Origin of the sequence: Anditalea andensis, assembly GCF_000714815.1 — a bacterium.
GTDB classification, from domain to species: Bacteria; Bacteroidota; Bacteroidia; order Cytophagales; family Cyclobacteriaceae; genus Anditalea; species Anditalea andensis.
In genome coordinates this window covers 478,261-502,032 of the sequence record NZ_JMIH01000024.1, presented here as the reverse complement: position 1 = coordinate 502,032, position 23,772 = coordinate 478,261, and the positions used below count along the sequence as shown (strand labels likewise).

General features: G+C 41.3%; 18 protein-coding genes. 5 read left to right on the top strand and 13 right to left on the bottom strand.

Going from position 1 to position 23,772, the window contains the following annotated elements; translation table 11 throughout:
• The first annotated feature begins 10 nt into the window (after window positions 1–10).
• Both EL17_RS18495 and map read left to right on the top strand, forming a co-directional pair.
• Window positions 11–463, top strand: a complete 453-nt coding sequence (locus EL17_RS18495; RefSeq protein ID WP_035077360.1) for a DoxX family protein — start codon at window positions 11–13, stop codon at window positions 461–463.
• 173 nt (window positions 464–636) lie between these two features.
• Window positions 637–1,401, top strand: coding sequence for a type I methionyl aminopeptidase (gene map / locus EL17_RS18490; protein WP_035077357.1), 765 nt, complete (start codon window positions 637–639; stop codon window positions 1,399–1,401).
• 120 nt (window positions 1,402–1,521) lie between these two features.
• On the opposite strand, the gene EL17_RS18485 is transcribed toward map, so the two are convergent.
• On the bottom strand, window positions 1,522–2,094 hold the full coding sequence (locus EL17_RS18485; RefSeq protein ID WP_035077355.1) for a DNA-3-methyladenine glycosylase I: 573 nt from the start codon (window positions 2,092–2,094) through the stop codon (window positions 1,522–1,524).
• A 597-nt stretch (window positions 2,095–2,691) separates the two neighbouring features.
• On the opposite strand from EL17_RS18485, the gene EL17_RS18480 reads away from it, so the two are divergent.
• Together EL17_RS18480 and EL17_RS18475 are read left to right on the top strand one after the other, a co-directional pair.
• Window positions 2,692–3,729 carry a zinc-binding alcohol dehydrogenase family protein gene (locus tag EL17_RS18480; protein WP_316932676.1) on the top strand — a complete coding sequence of 346 codons (1,038 nt, stop codon included), beginning with the start codon at window positions 2,692–2,694 and terminating at the stop codon, window positions 3,727–3,729.
• A gap of 50 nt (window positions 3,730–3,779) precedes the next feature.
• Window positions 3,780–4,175, top strand: a complete 396-nt coding sequence (locus EL17_RS18475; protein WP_035077353.1) for a RidA family protein — start codon at window positions 3,780–3,782, stop codon at window positions 4,173–4,175.
• A 195-nt stretch (window positions 4,176–4,370) separates the two neighbouring features.
• On the opposite strand, the gene EL17_RS18470 is transcribed toward EL17_RS18475, so the two are convergent.
• Complete coding sequence (locus tag EL17_RS18470) at window positions 4,371–5,372, bottom strand: zinc-dependent alcohol dehydrogenase family protein (protein ID WP_035077351.1); 1,002 nt, start codon at window positions 5,370–5,372, stop codon at window positions 4,371–4,373.
• A 128-nt stretch (window positions 5,373–5,500) separates the two neighbouring features.
• Here EL17_RS18470 and EL17_RS18465 point away from each other — a divergent pair, with 128 nt between their 5' ends.
• A complete protein-coding gene (locus tag EL17_RS18465; protein ID WP_035077349.1) occupies window positions 5,501–5,851 on the top strand; it encodes a winged helix-turn-helix transcriptional regulator in 351 nt (116 codons plus the stop codon).
• 43 nt (window positions 5,852–5,894) lie between these two features.
• Here EL17_RS18465 and EL17_RS18460 read toward each other — a convergent pair whose 3' ends face one another.
• From EL17_RS18460 to EL17_RS18410, 11 genes are all read right to left on the bottom strand, one after another.
• On the bottom strand, window positions 5,895–7,262 hold the full coding sequence (locus EL17_RS18460; RefSeq protein ID WP_035077347.1) for a pectate lyase family protein: 1,368 nt from the start codon (window positions 7,260–7,262) through the stop codon (window positions 5,895–5,897).
• 3 nt (window positions 7,263–7,265) lie between these two features.
• Window positions 7,266–8,687 carry a glycoside hydrolase family 28 protein gene (locus EL17_RS18455; RefSeq protein ID WP_035077345.1) on the bottom strand — a complete coding sequence of 474 codons (1,422 nt, stop codon included), beginning with the start codon at window positions 8,685–8,687 and terminating at the stop codon, window positions 7,266–7,268.
• Window positions 8,688–8,714: 27 nt separating this feature from the next.
• Window positions 8,715–9,113, bottom strand: a complete 399-nt coding sequence (locus EL17_RS18450; protein WP_035077343.1) for a VOC family protein — start codon at window positions 9,111–9,113, stop codon at window positions 8,715–8,717.
• Window positions 9,114–9,319: 206 nt separating this feature from the next.
• Window positions 9,320–10,771, bottom strand: coding sequence for a pectate lyase (locus tag EL17_RS18445; protein WP_035077341.1), 1,452 nt, complete (start codon window positions 10,769–10,771; stop codon window positions 9,320–9,322).
• Window positions 10,772–10,922: 151 nt separating this feature from the next.
• Window positions 10,923–12,575 (bottom strand): DUF4957 domain-containing protein, encoded by a 1,653-nt coding sequence (locus EL17_RS18440; RefSeq protein ID WP_035077336.1) that lies wholly within the window; start codon window positions 12,573–12,575, stop codon window positions 10,923–10,925.
• 25 nt (window positions 12,576–12,600) lie between these two features.
• Window positions 12,601–14,349, bottom strand: coding sequence for a RagB/SusD family nutrient uptake outer membrane protein (locus EL17_RS18435; RefSeq protein ID WP_035077334.1), 1,749 nt, complete (start codon window positions 14,347–14,349; stop codon window positions 12,601–12,603).
• Between the two features lie 11 nt (window positions 14,350–14,360).
• The gene (locus tag EL17_RS18430) at window positions 14,361–17,579 is read right to left on the bottom strand and encodes a SusC/RagA family TonB-linked outer membrane protein (protein WP_084166264.1); all 3,219 of its coding nucleotides are present in this window, start codon (window positions 17,577–17,579) and stop codon (window positions 14,361–14,363) included.
• Window positions 17,580–18,220: 641 nt separating this feature from the next.
• The gene (locus EL17_RS18425; protein ID WP_035077332.1) at window positions 18,221–20,095 is read right to left on the bottom strand and encodes a pectinesterase family protein; all 1,875 of its coding nucleotides are present in this window, start codon (window positions 20,093–20,095) and stop codon (window positions 18,221–18,223) included.
• Window positions 20,096–20,461: 366 nt separating this feature from the next.
• Window positions 20,462–21,244, bottom strand: a complete 783-nt coding sequence (locus tag EL17_RS18420) for a rhamnogalacturonan acetylesterase (RefSeq protein WP_035077330.1) — start codon at window positions 21,242–21,244, stop codon at window positions 20,462–20,464.
• Between the two features lie 16 nt (window positions 21,245–21,260).
• Window positions 21,261–22,001, bottom strand: a complete 741-nt coding sequence (locus tag EL17_RS18415; RefSeq protein ID WP_035077328.1) for a rhamnogalacturonan acetylesterase — start codon at window positions 21,999–22,001, stop codon at window positions 21,261–21,263.
• 3 nt (window positions 22,002–22,004) lie between these two features.
• Window positions 22,005–23,705: a glycoside hydrolase family 28 protein gene (locus tag EL17_RS18410; RefSeq protein ID WP_035077326.1), complete on the bottom strand. Its 1,701-nt coding sequence runs from the start codon at window positions 23,703–23,705 to the stop codon at window positions 22,005–22,007.
• Window positions 23,706–23,772 lie beyond the last annotated feature (67 nt).

Genomic DNA, 23,772 nt, shown 5'->3' with positions numbered 1-23,772 from the left:
GAAAAAAAATATGAAACCCTTTATAGTTTTGATCGGTGTATTTGCTTTCTCCATGTTGACTACAAAAATAGGATTTGGACAATATGATGTGCCCTTTTCAGGTAGAATGGCATTATCAGCCATGTTTTTATTTTCGGCTATGGGCCATTTCCTATTTACCAAAGGGATGTCATTGATGATTCCACCCTTTGTTCCATTTAAGATTAAAATCGTTTATTGGACAGGAATACTAGAAATTGCATTTGCAATAGGGCTATTAATATCAGATTACAGCATTACATCGGCCTGGGGGGTCATCATATTCCTAATAATGGTCCTCCCTGTCAACATATATGCCTCCATTAAACAAGTGGATTATCAAAAAGCCACATACTATGGAAAGGGATTATCATACTTATGGTTTAGGATTCCTTTACAACTGCTCTATATCACCTGGACCTATATATTCTTCTTGAAATACTAACTAACTCTATCCTTCCCAATAAAAAATAAAATAGTCATTTTACCATTTGGCGACAGGTTTACACCACCTTTAGAATTTTATTTTAAGTCAAAACCAGGGATTTTGATTAAATTGCCACTTGAATGCATTATGTAAGTGACCACGCAAAATAGTAAAAGCTAAAATTAATCTCCATGTCAATATCTAAGGAATCTGAGCTCATCGGAATGAAAAAAATAAGTGAAGTAGTTGCTTATACTTTAAAGGCTATGAAAAACTTTGCACGGCCTGGTATATCCACAAAACAGCTTGATGACTATGGTGCTGAAATATTAAACGATTTTGGTGCCCATTCCGCTCCTTATAAAACTTACAAATTCCCGGGTTGGACCTGTATAAGTGTGAACCATGAATTTTGTCACGGTATACCTTCCCCAAAATGCATATTAAAAGAGGGAGACCTTATCAATATTGACGTGTCAGCTGAACTGAACGGTTTTTGGTCGGACAATGGTGCATCATTCGTTATGGGTGAGGATATTTATGGACACCAAAAACTCGTAGATGCTTCAAGAGCAATTTTAAAAAAAACCTTAGACAATATCAAAGGTGGAGTGAAAATAGCTGAAATAGGCCATCTCATGGAAACAGAAGCAAAAAGGTCCGGTTATAAAGTAATCAAGAATTTAGGTGGGCATGGCATCGGTAGAAGTCTGCATGAACAACCAGACGAACTTCTTAACTATAAAAACCGATTGGACCATAGACGTTTCAAAAAAAATGCTGTTGTAGCCATCGAAACTTTCATTTCAACTTCATCCAATTATGCGGTGGGGATTAATGACGGATGGACTTTAATCGGCAATAAAGGTGGATTTATGGCCCAACACGAACATACTATTTTGATAACAGACCAAAAACCGGTGATTTTGACTGAAAGTAACGGTATCTGGAATTAAAAAAAACTCCAGACTTTATATGTGGTTTTAGGTCCAAGGTGCTCCGAGGGGAAAAGGTTTGACTACAAACAGATCCCTCTACTAGGTAGCGGTGGCATAAGTTTAGACTTAATAAGCCAGTTATTTATTACATTTAAGTTGGTTGGACATGATCCACATTGGCTTATCCAATAAGATTTGTTTGTATATAGGACAATTTTCAGAATGGGCTCCAGGCAAATAACCTATGCTCATCAAAAATTCGTTTACGATTTCACCACCAGTAAAACGGAATGTTTTTTTAAACAATTTGGTCCATTGATCCTTTGATTTCGGGTGCTGGTGCTCCAGCCATTTTTCAAATGAGCCGAACTCATTTTGCAGTTTAAGGATAGTTTTAGCGTTTTCTATTGCTGCATTTACTTTTAGTCTATTACGGATTATTCCTGCATTTCCCAATAACCTTTCCCGGTCGGCTTCGGTATAGGCAGCTACTTTTTTGATGTCGAAATTACTGTACGCTTGACGAAAAGATGCTTCTTTTTTTAATATAATCTCCCAACTCAAACCTGCCTGGTTAATTTCTAGAATCAATCTACCAAACAGTTCATTGTCATCATGTATGGGAAAACCATAATGATTGTCGTGATAATTTCTATGCAATGCCTGTCTTACTTCATCTTGCATAGTTTCTATAGCGTTACAATAGGACATATTATTCTGATTTTTTTTATTAATGATAATAACTTTATGCCATCAATTTTAATAGGATCATACAATACAATAGGACAGCCTGCGAATGACCCGGTTAATTCTGTCTATTAAAAACCTATCCTATTTTCCAGACTAATTTTAAAGGTCACACTCCCATTTTATCTTATTTTCAGTCAGATCATTAGGTAATTTCTAAACCATCCACTTTAGGGTAAGGTATAGTATCAGGGTAAAGATAAAGCTACAAATCTTTGAATAGTTAAAAAAGGGAGATGACTTCTAATATTCGGTATACTATTTCAGAATTAGCCCCTGCCCTCCATCCCTATGCTAAAAATCCACTATTGCCTGCCCCCCACTTTAACATGTAAGGATCAATTATCAAAATCCCCAACTTTAGCATATAAAGCCAGTGACTCATTTATTTCATATATTCTGAATATATATCACAGGATAAATGGCCCACCCTCCGATCAAGAACGGCCTACTTGAGTGCTATCAAATTTACCTTGCCACTTCAGCTATGCTCCACATAAGTTAGCTGATCAAAATTTATTACCGGATCCTAAACAGTTTTTTGGACTACCAGTTAAAATTATGGAATATACAAAGCCAGATATTATGAAAGCCATTGGATTTAAAAAATCATTACACATTGATGAAGCAGATAGCTTTATTGAATTTGAAAAAGAAATACCAACTGCTGAAGGCAGAGACATACTAGTAAAAATCGAAGCCATATCGGTCAACCCTGTAGATTATAAAATAAGAAAAAACAGCCTCAAAGACACCCAGCAGGACATACCTAAAGTAATTGGTTGGGATGCCATAGGCACAGTAGAAGCTACGGGGGATGAAGTTACACTATTTAAAAAAGGGGATCGGGTATATTATGCAGGTGATCTAACCAGGGATGGTTCTAACCAAGAATTTCAAATAGTCGATGAACGCATTGTAGGAATGGCACCTAAAAATATCAGCATCGAACAGGCGGCTGCCATGCCACTTACATCACTTACAGCATATGAAATTTTATTTGACCGTTTACAATTAAATAAGGAGAAAGATAAAGATAAAACCATCCTTATCATCGGAGGTGCAGGAGGTGTTGGTTCGGTGGGGATACAACTGGCTAAAAAGGTCCTAGGCTTATCCGTGATCGCCACAGCTTCCAGAGAGGTAACTGCTGAGTGGTGCCTAAAAATGGGTGCAGACCATTTAGTCAACCACCAGGACCTCGTCAGTGAGGTAAAAAAAATCGGCTTCGAACAAGTAGACTTTATAGTAGACTTTGTAAACCTGAATGAATATTGGGATGCCATAGTAGAACTCATCAAACCCCAGGGTAAAATCGGTTCTATCAGCGATCCCACCGGCCCGGTACCATTGAATCAGTTAAAAAAGAAAAGTGCCGCTTTTTATTGGGAATTAATGTTTACACGTGCTATGTTTCAAACGGAAGATATGATCGCTCAGCATCACATTTTGAACCAAATTTCTCAGCTGCTAGATGAGGGTATATTACAGCCCACTATGAATACTACATTAGATGGTTTTACGGCAGAAAATATGAAAGCTGCACACCGATTATTAGAAAGTGGCAAATCCGTAGGAAAACTGGTAGTGAAATTTTAAAAAAACAATGCACGAATGAACCTTACTAAGAAAAAAATAAGAATACTAAAATTGAATACATCAACCCTGAGGGACTTCCCAGTAATTCGGCATTTAGGCAAGCTGTGACGACTGAAGGTAAAGGTACGACTATCTATATTGGTGGCCAGGATGCTGTAAATGAAATGGGAGAAATAGTGGGTAAAGGTGAGCTGGCCAAACAGACAGAAAAAGTTATTATAAACATAAAGACAGCACTTTCTGCGTGTGGGGCTACATTTGATAATCTGTTAGAGCTTACCTTCTACATGGTTGAGGATCAGTATATAAAAAGGAGTATTAAGATTTCTCAGGAATTTTTCGGCCATATGACCAGCCCCCCCGTTGTCTCCGTTCTTTTAGTTTCGGGCTTGGCACATCCTGATTTCCCGGTTGAAATAGAAGGCACTGCTTTTATACCTGGATGAGAGCATTACAAAATATGGATAGAAAAGATCTAAAGAATCTTCATAGATCCAAGGGTTCTATATCACTGTCAAGTGTTCAGTCTCCACTAGCATACAGCACAAGCCAATGAAACCTGTAGGTAATCAAACTTTAAATTTATATTACAGCCTAACAATAGGGGCTCCCCCCTATTGTTAGGCCCCTTGGTAAAAAGTTTAAAAGGTTATAACTACTTTACCAAAATGCTTCCCTCTATCAAAATAGTTAAATGCGTCTAAAAATTGGTTTATGTTAAATGATCTATCTATTATAGGCCTGATATCAAAATGCTCAATGGCTTTGTTCATCGCTTCAAATGAGGATTTGGAACCAACCTGAATACCTAAAACGGATAGACTTTTTTGCATGATACCAAACACCGATAAGTCCGTATTGGCCCCTCCCATCAGTCCTACCACCACAATTTTACCTCCCAGTTTCATTCCTTCCATGGTTTTGCCTACATCTTTCCAGGACATTTCCAAAGCCAGATCAACACCGTTTCCCTCTGTGATTTCCAGGACCTTATTTTGCCAATCGGGTGTTTTGGAATAATTAATGATTTCATCTGCCCCTAACATTTTTGCCTTGCCCAGTTTTTCGTCATCACTAGATGTCAAAATTACCCTGGCCCCTAATGCCTTCGCAAATTGTAAAGCAAAGATAGAAACACCCCCGGTGCCCTGTAATAAAACTGTTTGCCCAGATTTTAATTGCCCTGCATTCACAATCGCCTCCCAGGCAGTAAGGCCGGCCATTGGTAACGTGGAAGCCTCTTCCATATTTAAGTTTTGGGGGATTTTAACCACTGAACCCATAGGCAAAGCCACATATTCTGAAAACACTCCGGAGACTGTAGTACCCAAACGCTTTTTTAAATAACCTGCCTCCAAACTACCGGCTTCCCAATTCTGAATAAAATGTGTGGTCACCACATCACCGACCTTCAGGGTAGTGACTTCCCGTCCTGTTCTTTCCACTATCCCCACCGCATCGGAACCTAAAACATGCGGAAGATCAGTACCGAATGCACCTCTTACTATCATCAAGTCCAACTGGTTTAATGAAATACATTGTACTCTTATCAAAACTTCATCCTCCCGTACATCGGGCATCGCTTGCTCTTTTAAGATTACTTTATCCAATCCATACCCACTTTGTAAAATTATTGATTTCATAAAAACACCTTTAAGATTATGAAGCAAAGTTATTTTTAGGGTATCTTTAAATCAAGTATGCACAAATTAGTAACCTAATTACCAAAATGATACTATAATTGATTATCAGGCTAAAAAAAAATTTAAAAATGAAAAAAAAAGATATTCAAGAACCCATTTGTGCGGTGGATTACGCATTCAGACGCATCGGCGGAAAGTATAAAGGTAGGATCATCTGGTATCTTTATAGCAAACAGATCATGCGCTATGGAGAGCTACGAAGAAAATTGACCGACATTACTCCAAAGATGCTTACCCAAACCTTACGTGAACTGGAAGATGATCAATTGGTACATCGGAAAGTTTATCACGAAGTCCCTCCAAAAGTGGAATATACCCTCACCGAGACAGGAGCAGAACTTATCCCATTTATTGACCATTTGAGACAGTGGGGAGATCATCAAATAGAAAAAGAAAACCGAATACCTAAGTCATGCTGAGAGGACAAAAAGTGCCAGCGTAATAGGTAAAGACTGACAAACGCTATAATACTTCTGCCACTACCAAGCTGTTGAGGTAAACTTCAACATTGGTATAATAAGCATGGAGGTCCAGACCAGCTGCATCATTGGCGTCATGTGGATCAAGGCCATTGGCCTGCTCCCATACATCCGGCATACCATCCATGTCACTATCCAGGGGTGCCTCCCCCTGTTTCAAAACCGGCCATCCGCCTACATCTTGCTGGCTGTCAATAATCCCATCACGGTTTTTTCCATGGACACTATTTCCAGAGCGGACTTCAGTGATCAGCCTTATATCCACTTCATCTCTTTTATAACTAGCCCCGGCATATGCCAACACTGACCGGAAAGCTTCCTCAGCAGTTTCGGTATTGCTCATCATATACGCATAGGGTGTAGCCACCAAAACTAGATCAGCAGATACACCGTCCACTCCTTTAGCATTATCCCGGGTGACATTTTCATATCCTTCTACTACATTTCCTGAAAGAAAAAAGGTACCATAGGGCTTATATGGCTCGATCAGCCTGCTCCGGTTGGATCTGGTGGCCGGGCCTGGTTTGTAGTAATTATTAATTATATTATGCATACCCTGCTCTCCTGCATATGAACTGTTGCTCTTCCAGTTATATAGTACATTGTTTCTAAAGTCCACTAGTTCTTTTTGGGGTTGCTTATGGTATCTGGATCCGTTAAAGCGGGGCAGACGGCTGTTGTGGCTGGCGATCAGATTGTGGTGAAAGGAAGCATTCTTACCTCCCCAGATCCCACCGTATCCATGGTCACCTTTGGCATGAACGGATTCATTCAGACTTTCTGAGACGATGCACCACTGTAGGGTAAAATTCTCATTGTCATAAAAAGAAGCACACTCATCTGTGGCCCAACTAAGTGAACAATGATCAATGATCAGATCTTTGTTCCTCAATCCGCTCATGGCATCATCCTGCACATCATACAGGTCTCCCAGTCTGCTCCTGATGTAGCGGATGATAATATTGTCCCCCTTGATTTTGATGGGATAGTTTTGGACAGTGATGCCTTCACCGGGGGCACTCTGTCCTGCTATGGTAAGGTCACCATGGTTGATGTCCAGATTTGATTCCAGCTCTATATTGCCCGCTACGGCAAAGACAATGATCCGGGGTTCTTTTTTCTGAACAGCCTCCCGCAAGCTGCCCGGGCCACTATCAGCTAGTGTGGTGACCACATACACTTTACCACCCCTTCCACCAGTGGTAAACTTTCCAAAACCATCTGCTCCCGGAAAAGCCAGGTTTTTCTCTGTCTCACCTATTGATTCACTGCCTTGTGGGAGTAGGCTCTGTGCCTGACATCCCAATGACAGCAAACCTAACAGCGATAGGTATATGATGCTTTTTATCATGAATTAGTCGTTTTGAAGTATTATTTCCTCCCCGTTGATGGTCACATTTTCAAAAATAATGTTCTTTACATTTGAGAATTTAAAATTTCGGTCCACTGATTTGATGTTTACATTTTTGAGTTGAATGTTCTCTACCGGGGAATTCTCATATCCTTCCAATAGCACACCTACTTTACCTCCCTTTTCTACATTGAGATTTTCTACTTTGACATTTCTGACAGTGGGCACATAGGCGCCGGAGTCTTCATAGAACATATTCACTCGGAACACCTGCTCTGCTACTTCTCCTACTTCTATATTCCTCATATATATATTTTCGATAACACCGCCCCTCATTGAGCTGGTTTTGATCCTCAAGACCCTGTCCAGATTAGGACTGTTCATCTCACAGTTTTCGGCAAAGACATTTCTCACACCTCCAGATATCTCACTTCCGATGACCACACCTCCATGTCCATCTGCCATCTGACAGTTTTGGATGATGATGTTTTCACTTGGTACATTAATCCTCCTTCCATCGGCATTTCTGCCAGATTTTATAGCAATACAGTCATCTCCTGTGTCAAAGAAGGTGTTTTTAATCAGAACGTTTTTAGAAGATTCAGGATCGCAGCCATCTGAATTGGGACCGTGACTGACTATCCTTACTCCTTCTATGGTCACATTCTCACATAACACAGGGTTCAAGATCCACATAGGTGAGTTTATGATGCTAACACCCTGGATCAATACATTCTTACATCTATAAGGCTGAACGAACTGGGGACGCAGATAAAAACCTTCGCCAAAAATCCTTTCTTCTACCGGTAAACCATCTTCTGCCATCTGAAAAAGGGCATGCCTCTTATCCCTATCCTCTTGATGAGGTTCGCCGGGTATCCATCCGTACTGTTCTTTGCCCTTCCAAGGCCACCAATTGGTTTCATTGGCCTGTCCATCCAATGTGCCTTCACCGGTGACGGCGATATTCTCTTCTTCAAATGCATAGACCAAAGGTGAATAGTTCATCAGCTCCACTCCTTCCCATCGGGTGAACACATTGGGCAGATAATCTTTAGGGTCTGTTGAGAACAGTAACGTAGACCCTTTTTCCAGGTGGAGATTTACATTGCTTCTGATATAAACGGGACCTGTGGCATAATATCCTTCAGGTACCACTACCCTGCCGCCGCCTGCTTCAGCGCATGCATCAATGGCAGCTTTGATAGCAACACTGGCATCTGTCCTTCCGTCAGCTATGGCGCCATAATCTAAGATACTGAAGTCATTGTCCGGAAACTCCGGCGACTGTATTCGGGAGAGGATATCTTCCACCTCATCCCAGGGATCCGTCTCTGTTTCATGGGCCACTTCGGGACCATTACAGCTGATGATAAGGGATGATATAATAAATAGAAAAAGGGTATTGATAGGAGGGGTTTTCATTTTGGGATTTAATATTGAATGGATTCATTATAATCTCTGACTTTTAAGCATTGGCATTGCCCTTTTACATAATTGGAGCGAAATGCCCCATGGATCCCTTAACATGACCAGACGTGAACCGTCCTTCAGCAGTTCATCGGAGACTTCCGTTGCGCCCGCTGCCAGAAGCCTTTCTTTATCGCTGGTAGGATTCTCCGATACAAATGCCAGGTGAACTGTCAGTGGATGCATATCAGCTAGAGGCAGTATGTGGCCTTTGGGATTATTATAGATTTCCAGCATGATGTCCCCGCTTTCGTCTGCTAAAAAGGTCATAAAAGGAGCTTCCTCCATCTTTTTGACCACCTTCAGTTTAAGATGTTCCTCATACCACTCTCCCATGGCTACAGGATGGGTCACGTTTAAGGCAAAGTGTTCGAATTTCATAAAATTATTTGGTCCATGCTTAACAGTTTACGGTGACACTTGAGTGCCATATTCGGTCCACTACCTACATTAGACAGTTAGTTTTTACATTAATTTATTTTATATGCTCAAGTAGATCCTACGGTTATATGGATAAATCTATATCACATTATTCATGTTTTAGCCAATGGTTCTTTATCTGAAGTTCCATTACAGCAACAGCATATTTATTTATACTGTCTGTCACTGATTTCTTTTACTATACCATTTATATACACTTCTATATTATCATAGGCTGAACTTAAATCCCTACCCTTGGCATCATCTTTAGTCGGATCCAGCCCATGGGCTGCCTCCCAGTCATCGGGCATACCATCTCCATCTGTATCTTTCAATGCAGTGGTTGCAATCAGATCAGGCCAACCGCCCACATCTGTTTGACTATCTATGAGCCCATTAAGACTGCCCTTAGAACCATGTCCATAGAAGCTCCTGTCTTTTGTCTCCTGGACAATGCGTACGTCTACAGCATCACGGACCAAACTCGCTCCTGAATATAAAAGCACCCGATCATATGCTTCCTGGGCAGTATGCATGAAGGAAAGATCTCCGTTTGGAAGTGGAGACGCCAGCATCATGTTTTCTTTATCTGCTATGGATCCCTGTTTAGCCATTACCCCTAACCAGTTGTCATTCGATATATCCTGCCTTCCATCGAGTACATTTCCACTGACATAGAATTTACCATATCCATAGATAGGCGCATTATTACTGGCCTGCTTATATGCATTAAGAAACATGTTGCTGTTTTGGGTGGCAGGTCCTGGTTTAAAATAGTTATTGACTATATTAAAGGTACCTAATTCCCCTCCATAGGCTGCTTCAGTCCCCCAGTTATAGATGACATTATTTCTAAAGTCAACCGTCCCTCTGAGATCACTTGTATTTTGGGGATCGGGGTAGATGGCTGGATGATCAAATCTAGGATTTCTGTTATCATGATGAGCTAAGAGGTTGTGGTGAAAAGAGGCGTTTTTACCTCCCCATATACCGCCATAGCCATGTCGCCCTTTGTCATGAACAGAATTTCTAAGGCTTTCTGACAGGATGCACCACTGCATGGTGAAATTTTCGTTTGCATAAAAGGAAGCTGTTTCATCAGTGGACCAGCTCATAGAACAGTGATCGATGATAATGTTTCTCTTATATCTGCCTTCTATGGCGTCAGCTTCAGCCCCTCCCTCATCTCCCATCCGAAAACGTAGATACCGAATGATCACATTGTCTGCATTGACGATGAGTGAATGGTTTCTAATGGTAACACCATCTCCTGGAGCCGATTGTCCTGCAATGGTAATATTGCCCTGAGTGATCACCAGATTACTAGATAAGTGTATATATCCGGACACATCAAAAATTACTATCCTAGCTCCGGGTGTATTGATGGCATTTCTCAAGCTACCAGGTCCGGAATCATTTAGATTGGTCACCTTAACCACCTTTCCCCCTCTTCCTCCCGTAGTCTTGTAGCCGAAGCCTGCTGCTCCTGGAAAAGCATATGCTTCTTCTTCAACAGGTTGAAATATGGTATCTCCTTCAAATTCGGATAATGACATATCTGTTTCATTACAGGAAATCATTAATAAAGATAAAAGAAGTATATAAGTTGTATTTCTCATGGCTGTTTATGTCGGATCATGAAGAGATATATAGGTAACTTAAGACAGATAAGCAGCCAAGGAACAAGAAGGAGTGGCCAAAGCCACAGATGAACTAACCATTTCTGTCAATTTCCACTCTATCTTATTCATCAACCTAAGGAAATGTTCTCTATAGAGTCCACCTTGGATCTCCTACAGGACTTCCATTTATGCCGGCCGTCCTTAATGGTGAGCCAGCAGGCAATGCCATATTGCTGGTATTCTGTGTCCACCCTAGGTCTACTTTAGTTATATTCAGCTGACTGAACAAGGCTGGAAAGGTAAGCTCTACCGGATCTGCCCCACCAGTGCTCAGCTTAAAAACATTGCTGTTTGCAAAAACCACCTGTGGTGAATCTGCATGCGCTCTTCCCAATAACGCACCTACGGTCTGGCCTTCAAGAGCCATATTGGCCACTATAGCATTTCTCATTCTGAAATCTACCTGATTATTATTGGCATCCAGTAAAGTATGGTTTCTGTTACTTGACCCTAAGCCGTTGATAGTTACATTTTCCACTCTGATCACAGGAGGAGCAGGCATAGGTATATTAGTAGCCCAACCTATAAATCCTCTACTGCCAAGATTACTGAAGGTAGAATTGGTGACTTCCATCTCTTTAAATTCAAGTTTGTCAAGGTGGAACACATGATAATTTGCTACCAAGTGATTTCTTAACCATGAATTGTTCACTTTGATCAGTTCAATTTTGTGCTCATTATTACCGGCCCTGTTGGCCCTCATAAAGGAAACCCTTACATTCTCCACTATACAGTTTTCTACTACTACATGAGTAAAGGCTGCGGCACTACCAGCAAAATTGAAAAAATAATCACCTGCTCCCGGCAGACCGTCGAAGGTAATACCATTTACTGATATGCCAGCCCCGTTGCCGGTAAAGGTTATTTCCTTAAAGTTTACCCGGGTATCTGAGGGATCACCGGATACTGACTGTAGGGTTATTGTTTTTTCTATAATCCTGAGATTGGCATACTCCCCTGCTCCATCAAATACATTATATATACCAGGTTCCAGTCCTATCATAGCACCGTTTTCTGCACCTTCTATGATATCCCTAAAATTATCAGTAGGAGAAAGTATGATATCATATATACTGGGTTCTTTGGTGACAAAAGAAGTCGTCCCTTTAATCCTGGTGCCTTCAAAGATTCCAGCAATATATTCTGTAAGAGGTAGTAATCCCTCCACCATCTTATTGGCAGCAGCTTTTTCTTCATCACTAATAGGAAATTCGGTAACTAGGCCAGATGGGTCTGTCAGTACTATACGTGTTGGATTGGCAGTAGGCCTCCACCTGAGGAGCACTGTATTGGATCCTATTTCATTGTCAAAAGTAGGAAGGAATATCTGCTCTCCAGTAATCTGAAAAGCCAAACTTCTTACCCACTCCGAATGTTGGGCAGGTGTGGCTCCGTTTGCCCTGATTCTGGCATAGTATTCTACCTGGATCTCCAGATCATCATCTGAGATTTCCATACTTCGGTCTTCTGTTTCCTGTTCAAATATTACTGTGGAAAACAAGCTGTCCTGAGCCACCTGAATGGTATATACCACTTCCCCCGGATCCGTAAACAGTGCTTCTGGCCAAGTGAGCATTACAGAAACCTCTCCCCCTGCCGCTGTAAGGGATACCGGTCTGAAACGCTTCATGGTATCCGGTACAGTGAGATCATCGATGTCATCGACGCAGGATCCTATGACTATTGCCAAAAGGAATAACGAGGCAATGTATCTGAATTGAAATAATTTATATGATTTCATATTAAATGCGATTATTTGGGAATAATTAATATCCGTACTCTTGTTTTAGCCTAGGGTTAGAATCCAGTACAGAAGTATGTAAAGGAAACAGTTCGCTCTTATTTGGCGTAAATCCAACAGCAAAAAACGCACTGATGGTATTGGTGATGCCACTTCCAGCCCAGACCACACTAGCAGATCCTGCAGGGGCAGTGGTGGGCTGTGGTTGATACAGGGAATTTAACCAGTTAATTTCAGTGGCCCCTGCTTCATAATACATGATAGTAGGCAGATTGGCATATTGACCCTGTCTAGCTGCCATAGCCGCAAGATTCGCTTTAGTTTCGTTTAGCTTGGTTTCCAAAAGATTCCATCTGATCAGGTCATATTTCCTCAGTGCTTCACCCGCAAATTCAAATGCCCTTTCGTCAACAATAGCCGAGAAGAATGTCTGATAATCTGAAGGAGTAATCCCTATTAAAGAAGCATCCCCTCCGAAAGCTCTTACTCTTACTTCTTCATATGCCGCAATAGCCTCTGGAGTAGGTCCATTGTTGAGTTCATTTTCTGCCTCTGCAAACATTAACAGGACATCTGAATATCTAATAACCGGCCAGTTGACGCCAAAATATTGGGCTGCAGAATTGACTACCACAGGATTTGTGATCCAATCTCTTCTGAATTTCCCATCTACTATAGTATGTAGGGATCTGGCCACCAATGTCATGTCCTGGTTAATGTTATAAGGTGCTGCCGTTACATCTCTCCGTTCATCATTTTGATCAAAAGCATAGAAGAAGGTTGGTAGAATAGTAAGTGCTGAATTGCCCAGGTTATTCCATCTTGGGCCGTTATAATATCCCAATTTACTATCACCCAACATACTTCCTCCGCCCGTCATGGCTATTTCCCACATGATTTCCCCGTTCGGTTCTCTTCTTCTGGCCAGTAGGGCATCTTTGAACACTGCCTGAAAATTTGGGTTCAATCCATGTGAGCCACTCTGCATTACTGCCAAAGTTTCATCCCTAGCGATCTGGTAAAACTGTCTATAGTCCGCAGATCTTTCCATTTGCCTGCTCAATCTCAAAGCATACCCTCCTCTAAAGAGCGCAATCCTTGCCCTCAAAGCTCTGGCAGTGCCCTGGGAAATTCTTTCACTGTTGCCGCCCCATGGAAGCAGTTCCGCTGCCTCTGCCAGATCAGCTATGATCTGATCATAGATTACATCCCGGTCTGTCCTTTCTGTAAAAAGGTCTGTCTGCATACTAGATGGTATAAAGCTGGCAGGTATATCACCCCAATGCTTTATAAGGTCAAAATAAAACAAGGCCCTAAGCGTCAACGCTTCTCCATGGAGTCTTCGGAGGGCAGCCTGTTGGGTAGGGTTCCCGGATACGTACATGGTCATTCGGGGAATTTCCTGAATACATATATTGGCCCTTTCCACCCCTACATACAACTGGTTGAAAGGTATCCTGATCTGGGTGTTACTAGGCTGTACATTATAGTGGGCGATGTCTCTTCTTTCATTATCTGGAAATGGATTGCCACCCTGCCCCATCATGATATCATCATCCAGAGAATAGTACATGCTCAATCTTATACCATAACCATGGTCTCCCCCCAATGCGGCATATACGCCGGATACCGCTTTATCTGCATTGGTCACATTGCTGAATACGTAATCAGGACCGAAGGAAGACACGGGTGTCTCTTCCAAGTAATCTGCGCAGGATGTTAGTAGTAAGACAGAAAATATGATTGCTACAATATTTTTATATAATCGTTCCATATGATAATCAATTAGAAAGTTAAATTAACACCGCCTATGAAAGTTCGGCTTCTAGGATACGCGGAGTAATCTACGCCAGGTGTCATAGGAGTTCTTCTTCTGGTATTTACTTCTGGGTCATAGCCGGTGTAATTAGTAAATACAGCCAGGTTATTACCTGTAGCATAGAACCTGATCTTCGCTATTTTCAGGCGGCTCAGTAATTGGGGAGAAAAGGTATATCCTACCGTTACGTTGTTTATCCGTAAAAAGGAGCCATCTTCCACAGCCCATGAATGCATATAAAATGAACTCGCTGTGGTCAGCGGTGTCCATATCTGAGCATTCTGATTGAGTGCCGCTAGTTCAGTAGGATCGGTCACCACCTGACCTGCTGGATTTACATTGGTCCATCGCTCATTCATGATAGCCAACATATTAGAGTTGGGGGTATATCCTGATGAAAATTCCAGCTTATTGGCATTTAAAATATCATTGCCTACCACAAAATTCAGGAAGATACTGGCATCAAAGTTTTTATAACTGAACATCTGGTTGAATCCTCCAAAAAACTTAGGTGTGGCATTCCCTATAGCTGTACGGTCATTATCATCAACTATACCATCTTCATTGATATCACGGAATTTCAAAGAACCTGGGCGTGGTGCCACCGCTGTAATTCCTTGGTTATTTGGCACACCATCTCTAAGGGTATATACTCCTTCAGCATAATCAAAATCATCCAGACCATAAAAGCCATCAGTGATGAGGCCCCACATCGTCCCGACAGGCTGCCCCACTAAGATCGCATAATCGAAAGGGACATTACCCCCAGCCCATCCAGATGGAACCAGAAAAGATGTCTGCTGACCTAAACTCTCTACCCTATTTTTATTGAAAGAAATATTAAAAGTGGAGTTCCAGGTAAAGTCACGGGTGTTGATCACTGTTCCGGACAGCTGTATTTCTACTCCTCTATTAGAAGTTTCACCTATATTCTGAAGCTGTGTGGTATAACCTGAAGTAGCCGGCACAGGGACTTCTAAAAGCAGGTCTCTGGTGCGGTTAAGGTAAGCATCCACCGAAAGCTGGACTCTTCCTCCCAAAAAACCAGCGTCTAAACCAAAGTTCTGTGCAATAGTGGTTTCCCATCTCAAATCCTCACGTGCCAAGGCATCTGGGGCATACCCCACCTCCAGCTGGTTACCAAACCCATAATAGGTGTTTGGCACAAACTGGGTCAGATAAAGAAAATTTGGGATTCTATTGTTACCGGATTCGCCATAACTAGCTCTTAATTTTAGATCCGATACCGTCCTATTGATACCCGCCATAAACCTTTCTTCAGAAATCCTCCAAGCTCCTGATACAGATGGGAAATATCCCCATTTGTTCCCTTTGGCAAATTTTGAAGAACCATCAGCTCTCATGGTGGCCGCAAATAAAAACCTATCTCCAAAAGCATAATTTACCCTGCCAAAGAATGACATAAGGGTGGATTTCTGGTAATTGGAGGTCGGTATTTGGGGCAGCCCCAAGGACATATTGCCCAGGGCCCTTTCTGCTGTAATGCCTATAGGAAAAAATCTGGTTTCCAGGTTATCTATCCTGAATTCCTCTTCAAAGATCTCATGGCCGATCAAGGCATCCAGTCTATGTTTTTGAAAGAAAGCAGAAGTGAGTTTATTACTGTTAAAAGTAAGGACATTTGAATTGTTCAATATTCTTCTCTGATTGGTTCTGATGGAAGCGATGGGCTGCCCCGAACCTACCTGTCTAGCGGGTCCTGTAATGGTGTCATTGAATGCGTAATCCGTAATATTATTTAAATCCAATCCTACTGTGGTCCTGAAGGCTACATGTTCATTGATTTTATAATTTACTGATCCGCTGAAGTTGGTCACTGTTTGCTCACGCTGTCTATATTCAGCATCGGTAAGCAGGATCGGGTTGATCAGGGCCAGGGAGTTGGCATTGGTCTCATCCGCGTAATCAGGATCATAGGCTGTAAGATCGGTACCGTTCATTAAAATTGGTCTGTATTTTACGGCATGACGCAGCCTATTGGTAGCCGAAGATCCTTCAGAAGCAGTACCGGCACCATTGACAGTCGTATTGTTAAACCTTACATTGAAACCTGCGCTGAGTCTTTCATTGATCTTATGGTCAAATTTGAAATTGATAAGTTGTCTATCAAAATCAGACGCTAACATGATGCCCTCTTCTTTGTTTTGTGTAACACTTAAGTTAAACTTAGTAGCAGCTGTTCCCCCTGCCACTGCCACATTATGGGTGGACATGACGGCATTTCTACCAAAAATTTCTTCCTGCCAGTCCACAAAAGGTACTTGACTATAATTTCCCATGTCACCGAAGTGTCCATAGGTATTTAAAAACCTGTTTCTTTCCTGCTCGCTACCTCTGGATCTTTCATACTGATAATTAACAAAATCCTGTGGTTTCATCACATCCAGTTTATTGGCCAGTTGCCTCACACCTACAAAACCGTTATAACTTACTGTAGTCTTCATCTCACTACCGCCTTTGGTAGTGATGATCACTACACCATTGGCTCCTCGGGCGCCATAGATGGCAGTAGCGGAAGCATCTTTCAGTACATCTATTGATTCTATATCCTGGGGAGACAATACCGAAAGCGCATTTTCAACCTGGATCCCATCCACTACATATAATGGGGCATTATCCTGTGTGATGGAACCTCCACCTCTTACCCTGATCATGACATCTGCATTGGGAGAACCTTCAGAACCTGTCACCTGAACACCCGCAAGTCTACCTGCCAAAGCCTCTGCAGCAGAATTAAGCGGTATATCTGCAAGCTGTTTTGCCCCAACAGAGGAAACCGAACTGGTAAGGTCACGCCTCTCAATAGAACCGTAGCCTATGACTACATATTCGTCCAATGTAGCCATATCATCCTGCAGAGTTACATTAATGACTGTTTGGTTACCTACAGCAACTTCTCTTTTTTCCATCCCCATAAAGGAAAAAATCAATACTGCATTGGATGGAACTTCTAAAGTATAAGTACCGTCAATATCAGTCACCATACCTGTGGATGTTCCTTTTACCAATATAGAGGCCCCAGGAATAGGCTCACCTGTCTGGTCTACCACGACCCCTCTTACAATAGACCCCTGCGCCATAGATAGGCTTTGGGACATTATCAGCAAACATATTGTCCAAAACATGCCTCTGATCAGGACTGGAAGATTTTTAGTAATTTTCATTTCATTTAGAATTGGGTTATTGTTTATAGGTTTTATTATTTTTTTTCTTCCATTTCAATCTAATTGCAGCAAATGATAATGAAGTATCTTTAATTATAGTGTTCTGATTCCCTACCCTATTATCGCCTATTTAAAACACTAAACTGCAATTATTGCGCAATCGATTGCATATTAAATAGAAAAAATTATTTAACCAAAAATTTTTTAAAAGAATGTGATAAAAATATATTTAACGCCTAAAATGCTATTTTTTCGTAATAAAAGATTTCATTAATTGCATAAATAAAAATATTTACAAACTATATATAGAACATTATGCGCAACCGATTACATAAATAAAAATCGTTTAAATTTAGGTTCATTAGCTCAATAGGGAATCATTCGATGCTGCTAAGAATATGATATTCGATTTCTACCGATTGTACCGCTAAACCAAAATAGAAAGCCTAAAACCCAATTCCTTATTACCAGGAAAGGAGAAGAAAATTTTCTGCTTAAATAGACTTGGAGGATGGACAGACCTCTCATACTAGCGGCCGGCCTATTGCTCGATTTAAATAAATCTAAAATGCCCTTTGGATCTCCCTCAGATTACATGGAGAACTTATTTCACTTCAATAAATATAAAATCTATATAAAAACTATTGGGCAAATACTTTTTCCAAAAAACTAACCATCAGTTCAAGGGTAGGCTCAAACCAGGGATTAAAAAGCCAAAAAGTATGTGGACTCGGGTCAAAGGTATGGACTTCAGCATAAACACCTTGGTTGTCCAGCAAGGCCATCATGTCATCCCTACCTGCATGAAAACGTGGATATTGGCTATTGATAAACAATACGGGTACGGCGCTACCATTGATCTGATACAGAGGTGAAGCAGCTATCCATTTTTCAGGAACTTCATAATATGTCCCTCCAAGCCAAAGAGCAGCCATCTCTCCTTCCTTAGATTCTGGATGATAAAAAACCGAGATACCATCCATATTGATAACCGCCTGGACTGTACCGGACGTTTTTAAATGACTAGCCTCTTCATATTCCTTATCCCCACTAGTATAAGCCACTAAGTGGGCCAATTGGCCCCCGGCGGAACTTCCCGAAATCGCTACCATAGTGGTATCCAAACCAAATGTATCTGCATTAGCCTTAAACCATTTAATAGCATCTTTTAAATCAAATACAGCTGCGGGATAAGGTTCTTCTAAAGAAAGCCGGTATTCAACCACTGCCGCCACATAGCCACGTGAAGCCAGAGCCTTTGCTAAGGGGGCCTGAAGCGACCTGTCCCCAGACTTCCAGCCACCACCATGAACCAGGAGCACTCCTGGTGCAGCCTTGGCATTTTCTGGCCGATAGATATCCATCTTTAAGGTCCTATATCCTAAATTTTTATATTCTACATCCATATCTGTTTTTCCTCTAAAATCTACCTCAGCTGGACTGATATGTGGAATTTTTTTCTTTGCTTTCTGATAGGCACTATAAAAAGTATATGAAGTATCCCGTTCATAATCATACCATACCTGACCTAATAGGTTTTTAGCATCTCTGCCCAAAATATTGACTTTACTAAATTCAATTGCTTTTTCTTCAGACAGTGTATATGACCATTCCACACGCTGACCAGTAACCGCTCCTGGTCCGCTGTTATTATACTCTGCATAAAACGCCGTTTCAGTCACGCCTGATCTATTCCAGTCATGCCATCCTTCTGGCCGTATATGGGGGCCCATTTCAGAATTCATAAAAACAGTTCTTGCAAAATCCCTCCACGGTCTGCCCAGATAAACCTGATTTACCCCTTCGTCGGCTGTTAATCTGCAGTTATCAAATACGAATCCACCATCCACCCATGCAGGAGTAGATGCAGCAGTAATATAGCTGTTGGATTTAGATTTGATTTCACATTTATCAAAATAGGCTGTGGCCGATCCAAAAATAAAATCTGTAGTACCTTCAATATAGCAGTTATTATAATACTGTTTCGAATTTTCTCCGGACGCGAACATGGTGTCCTGATCCCCTTTAAAATGGCAGTTCTTGAAAACCAACCGGTCTCCCTCGGCATGCAGCGCAACTGCCTGCCCCACCGGGCCGGCTGTATTCTGTATAGTAAGACCTTTAAATACGAGACCGCTGCCCAATACCATCAAGGTATAGGTTTCGAAAGTTTGCATTCCATTTTTGCCGGCATGGTCGTCATAAGTGAGTACAGTCTTATCAGGTCCCTCTCCCAGGAAAGTTACATTGGTGATGGTACCGGGGATGTGGATTTTTTCTTTATAAACTCCTTCTTTGATATAGACAGTTATCGGCTTGGGCAGGTAAACCCTGATGGCGTCTATGGCGTGTTGGATAGTGGTGAAGTCTCCAGTACCATCTTTGGCTACTACTATATCTCGTTCCAATTTACCTTTTAATTCCTTCGGCAAGCTATTTTTTTTATCCTGAGCCGATAAATCATTGGCCGCAAGGAAAACAAATAAGAGCATGATATAGAAACGGGCAAGTATCATGAGCTATGCTAGTGTTATTAATAGTAAGATGATGATATACCTTAAAAATAAGAATAAGACCCGGTTTATCTATTGACTAGGATATTAATATTTTTAATATGGTAATGCTTTAAATTTCAGCACCTAAGGCAAGGGATCGCATATAGGTGAGCCATCATAATTTTTGATATGGTTAAATCGGTTATTCCTTCGCTTTCAGCTACGGGTAATAATCTGATTTAAATTCACAGACCCAATGGGGCCACATAATGTAGCATAATTTAAGTGGATCATTTCCCACGTCCCATAGTGAACGTATGTTGAACCTCTGACTACACAGATATCATGTCTATCTCAGAGGCCTTCATAAAATATTTGTGAAAATAATTACCGGATAGATTTAAGTGCCTCAATTACCAGATCTGCCACGGCTGCTGCACCTTCGGGTTGAAAGTGGGTGTTGTCCTCCAGTCCATCTGGATAAGCACCATATTTACCTGGGGGAAGATTCATGAAGTAATTTTGGGTCACATAATCCTGTCCTTTTTCAGTGAACAGTTCCAATGATAACTGTGTCAGATCTATCAAAATCACACCTGTTTCTTCAGCTATCTCAGTTGCAGCTAGATGGTAGGCTTCATGGGAATTTAACAGTTTACTATCCTTCCAGGGATAATTTCTGTTTACCGGGGTGATCAGCACCGGCTTTGCTCCTTTATCATAGGTCTGGGAAATAAACAGTCTCAGGTATTCTTTGTAACCTTCCACAGATACATATCGCTCTGGCTTGCTTTCAGCAGCATCATTATGTCCAAACTGGATAAGCACCATATCCCCTGGCTTCAAAGCTTTATATACCGCCGACCACCTACCTTCTTCGAAAAATGTCCTAGTACTCCGGCCACCCCGGGCACGGTTATCTACTTTTATTGAATCCTTATTTATAATGTTTAAATCCCAAAGATTTTCAGATACCATTTGAGGAAACACTTGCCCCCAACCGGTCATTGGATAGCGTTTCCCCATATAATCCTCATCATAAGAGGGATAATCGGCCATCGTGCTATCACCAATCAAGAAAAAAGTTATTACTTTATTTTCTGTAGACTGAAAGGACCATAGCCCTACAACCATTAAGCCAATACATATAATACTGACGGTAAACTTCATATGCCTCACCTGTCTATTATTTTTTGATATACATGGTTAACTCCGGTATTTTACTATTGATTTCTTCCACCACCAGGTCACAGACTTTAAATGCTCCTATGGGAGACAGGTGGGTGTTGTCCACTACTCCTTTGGGAAATCGACTGTACTGGCCTGGTGAAAAATGTAGAAACAATAGCTTTGACTCGACCTCTCCCCATATATTGATCAGCTCTGTAGTTCTTTTGTTTATATCCAATAGGGGTATGTCCATTTCCGCAGCTAGCGCTTTCACTTCAGACACATAATCCATGTGGGTATCCACCAACATTCCTCTTTCATCATAATCTCTCCTGGCTATAGGTGTAGCCAATATAGGATGCCCCCCTTTGTCAATTACTTCTGTAATGTATAAGCGCAGGTTTTCTTTATATCTATAGGGGTCAGTGTATCTGGTCGGATCCTCTAGCTTCTGGTCATTATGCCCAAACTGGATGATCACATAATCTCCTTCCTGTACCTGAGCTATTACTACGTCCCAGCGGCCTTCATCCCTGAAGCTTTTACTGCTACGGCCATTGACAGCATGGTTTTGAACCCTGATATCATCATTGAGATACAAAGGAAAAACCTGTCCCCAGCCTTTTTCAGGGTTAGATGGTGAATATCCCTTGTCTGCCATAGTAGAGTCACCTATCATATAGATGGTTGGATATTTGTCTTTCGCCAGGCCGGAAAATATGGACAGGCCTATCAAGAATTGGATTATTAATGCCATAGGTTAATTATAAGTAATGACTTTAGCACCTACTTCTTTTGCCTGATTTACCTGCTGCTTAAAATTTTTAAAATCTTTCTGGTCCAGCATTATTTTTTCAGACTTGTGACCCAAAACCTTAACAGCATGAGGATCTTCACTTTCATAATCAAATCCAGATACTGCTACATTTTTACTGTTATATAGTGTTAGTGCGGGGCCTTTTCCCGGCACAACTTTGACATTTTTTAAAACCAGACCGTCAGTATCCATGGCAAGTATCCCCTGCTCTGCTTCAAAGGTGGAATTTTCAAGTGTCACGTTCAGCAGGTTCATCTCAGGCAACCCCTGAAAATTAGCCGCCACACCGCTACCGGTAGCGGTGATGTTTTTCATAAAGATGTTTCGGAAAGAGGGAGTCTCCTCATTCACAGGTACCAATGTCTCATCCATTGCTTCTCTTTCGGCACTTTGATCCGCTTCAAGCACTGGGGAGTTACCGCCGTAGAACATATTAAAATTGATTACATCAGTTGGAATATTGATCATATCTATATCAGATATATAAATATTTTCTACTACTCCACCTCTGCCCCTGGTGCTTTTGAACCTCAATCCCACATCCGTGCCCATAAAAGTACACTTGGATACGTGAACATTACGCACACCACTGGACATCTCACTGCCTATCACAAATCCTCCATGAGCGTGATAGACAATATTGTTTTTTACTACCACATTTTCCGTAGGAATATCCCTATCCCTTCCATCCTGATCCTTTCCACTTTTAAAACAAATGGCATCATCCCCTACATCAAAAGTATTGTTATAAATCAAAACATTCTTGCATGACTCCAGATCCAACCCATCACCGTTTTGGGAATACCATGGATTTCTTACATTCAAATTTCTGATGATGATGTCTTCGCTCATTAGCGGGTGGATGTTCCAAGCCGGGGAATTTTGAAATGTCACTCCATCCAGCAGGATTTGCCTGCTATCTACAATGCTGACCATTACAGGTCTTAAAAAGTCCTTTACCTTAGATAGCTCAGTCTGATCGATCAGATCTGGCACATTAAAATTACTGGAGGCAACAGAACCTGCTTTTGAAGATTCCGAAGGGAACCACATATCACCTTTCTCATTCAGCACCCCACCGGACTTTACCAGTTTTTTCCACTGGGCTTCCGTCATCTTACTTTTTTTTACGGGTCTCCATGCATCACCGTTTCCGTCTATGGTACCGGATCCTGTGATGGCTATATTCTCTACGCCCCTGGCATAAATTGGAGACACATTTCTTACCGTATTCAAACCTTCAAATGAAGTTTCTATCAAATGATAATCATCGAAATCTTTACTGAATAGCAATAATGCACCAGCTTCCAGATGTAAATTGACATTGCTCTTGAATTCGATAGGCCCGGTCAGCCATATGCCTCTCGGCACTAAAACCTTTCCTCCCCCGTTTGAAGCCACCGCCTCAATAGCTTGAACAAATGCATCGGTATTTTTAGTCAGCCCGTCCGCTATAGCACCATGTTCTTTTATATTTACTGTAAAATCAGGAAATTCCGTCACCTTTACTTTAGGCATATCAAACTCCACTTTTTCATATATGGATGTTTCATTTATCAATGAACTCTGATACTGCCCAAATACCGTAAAGGTAGAGGCGGCCATCATAAGGCCTGTGAGCAATGTAAAGTTTAAATTCTTCATTATTTTGAGGTTTTTGTTCTGTATATTGAGTAGCCTATAGTCTATTGATCATGGATTATAGTTGCTT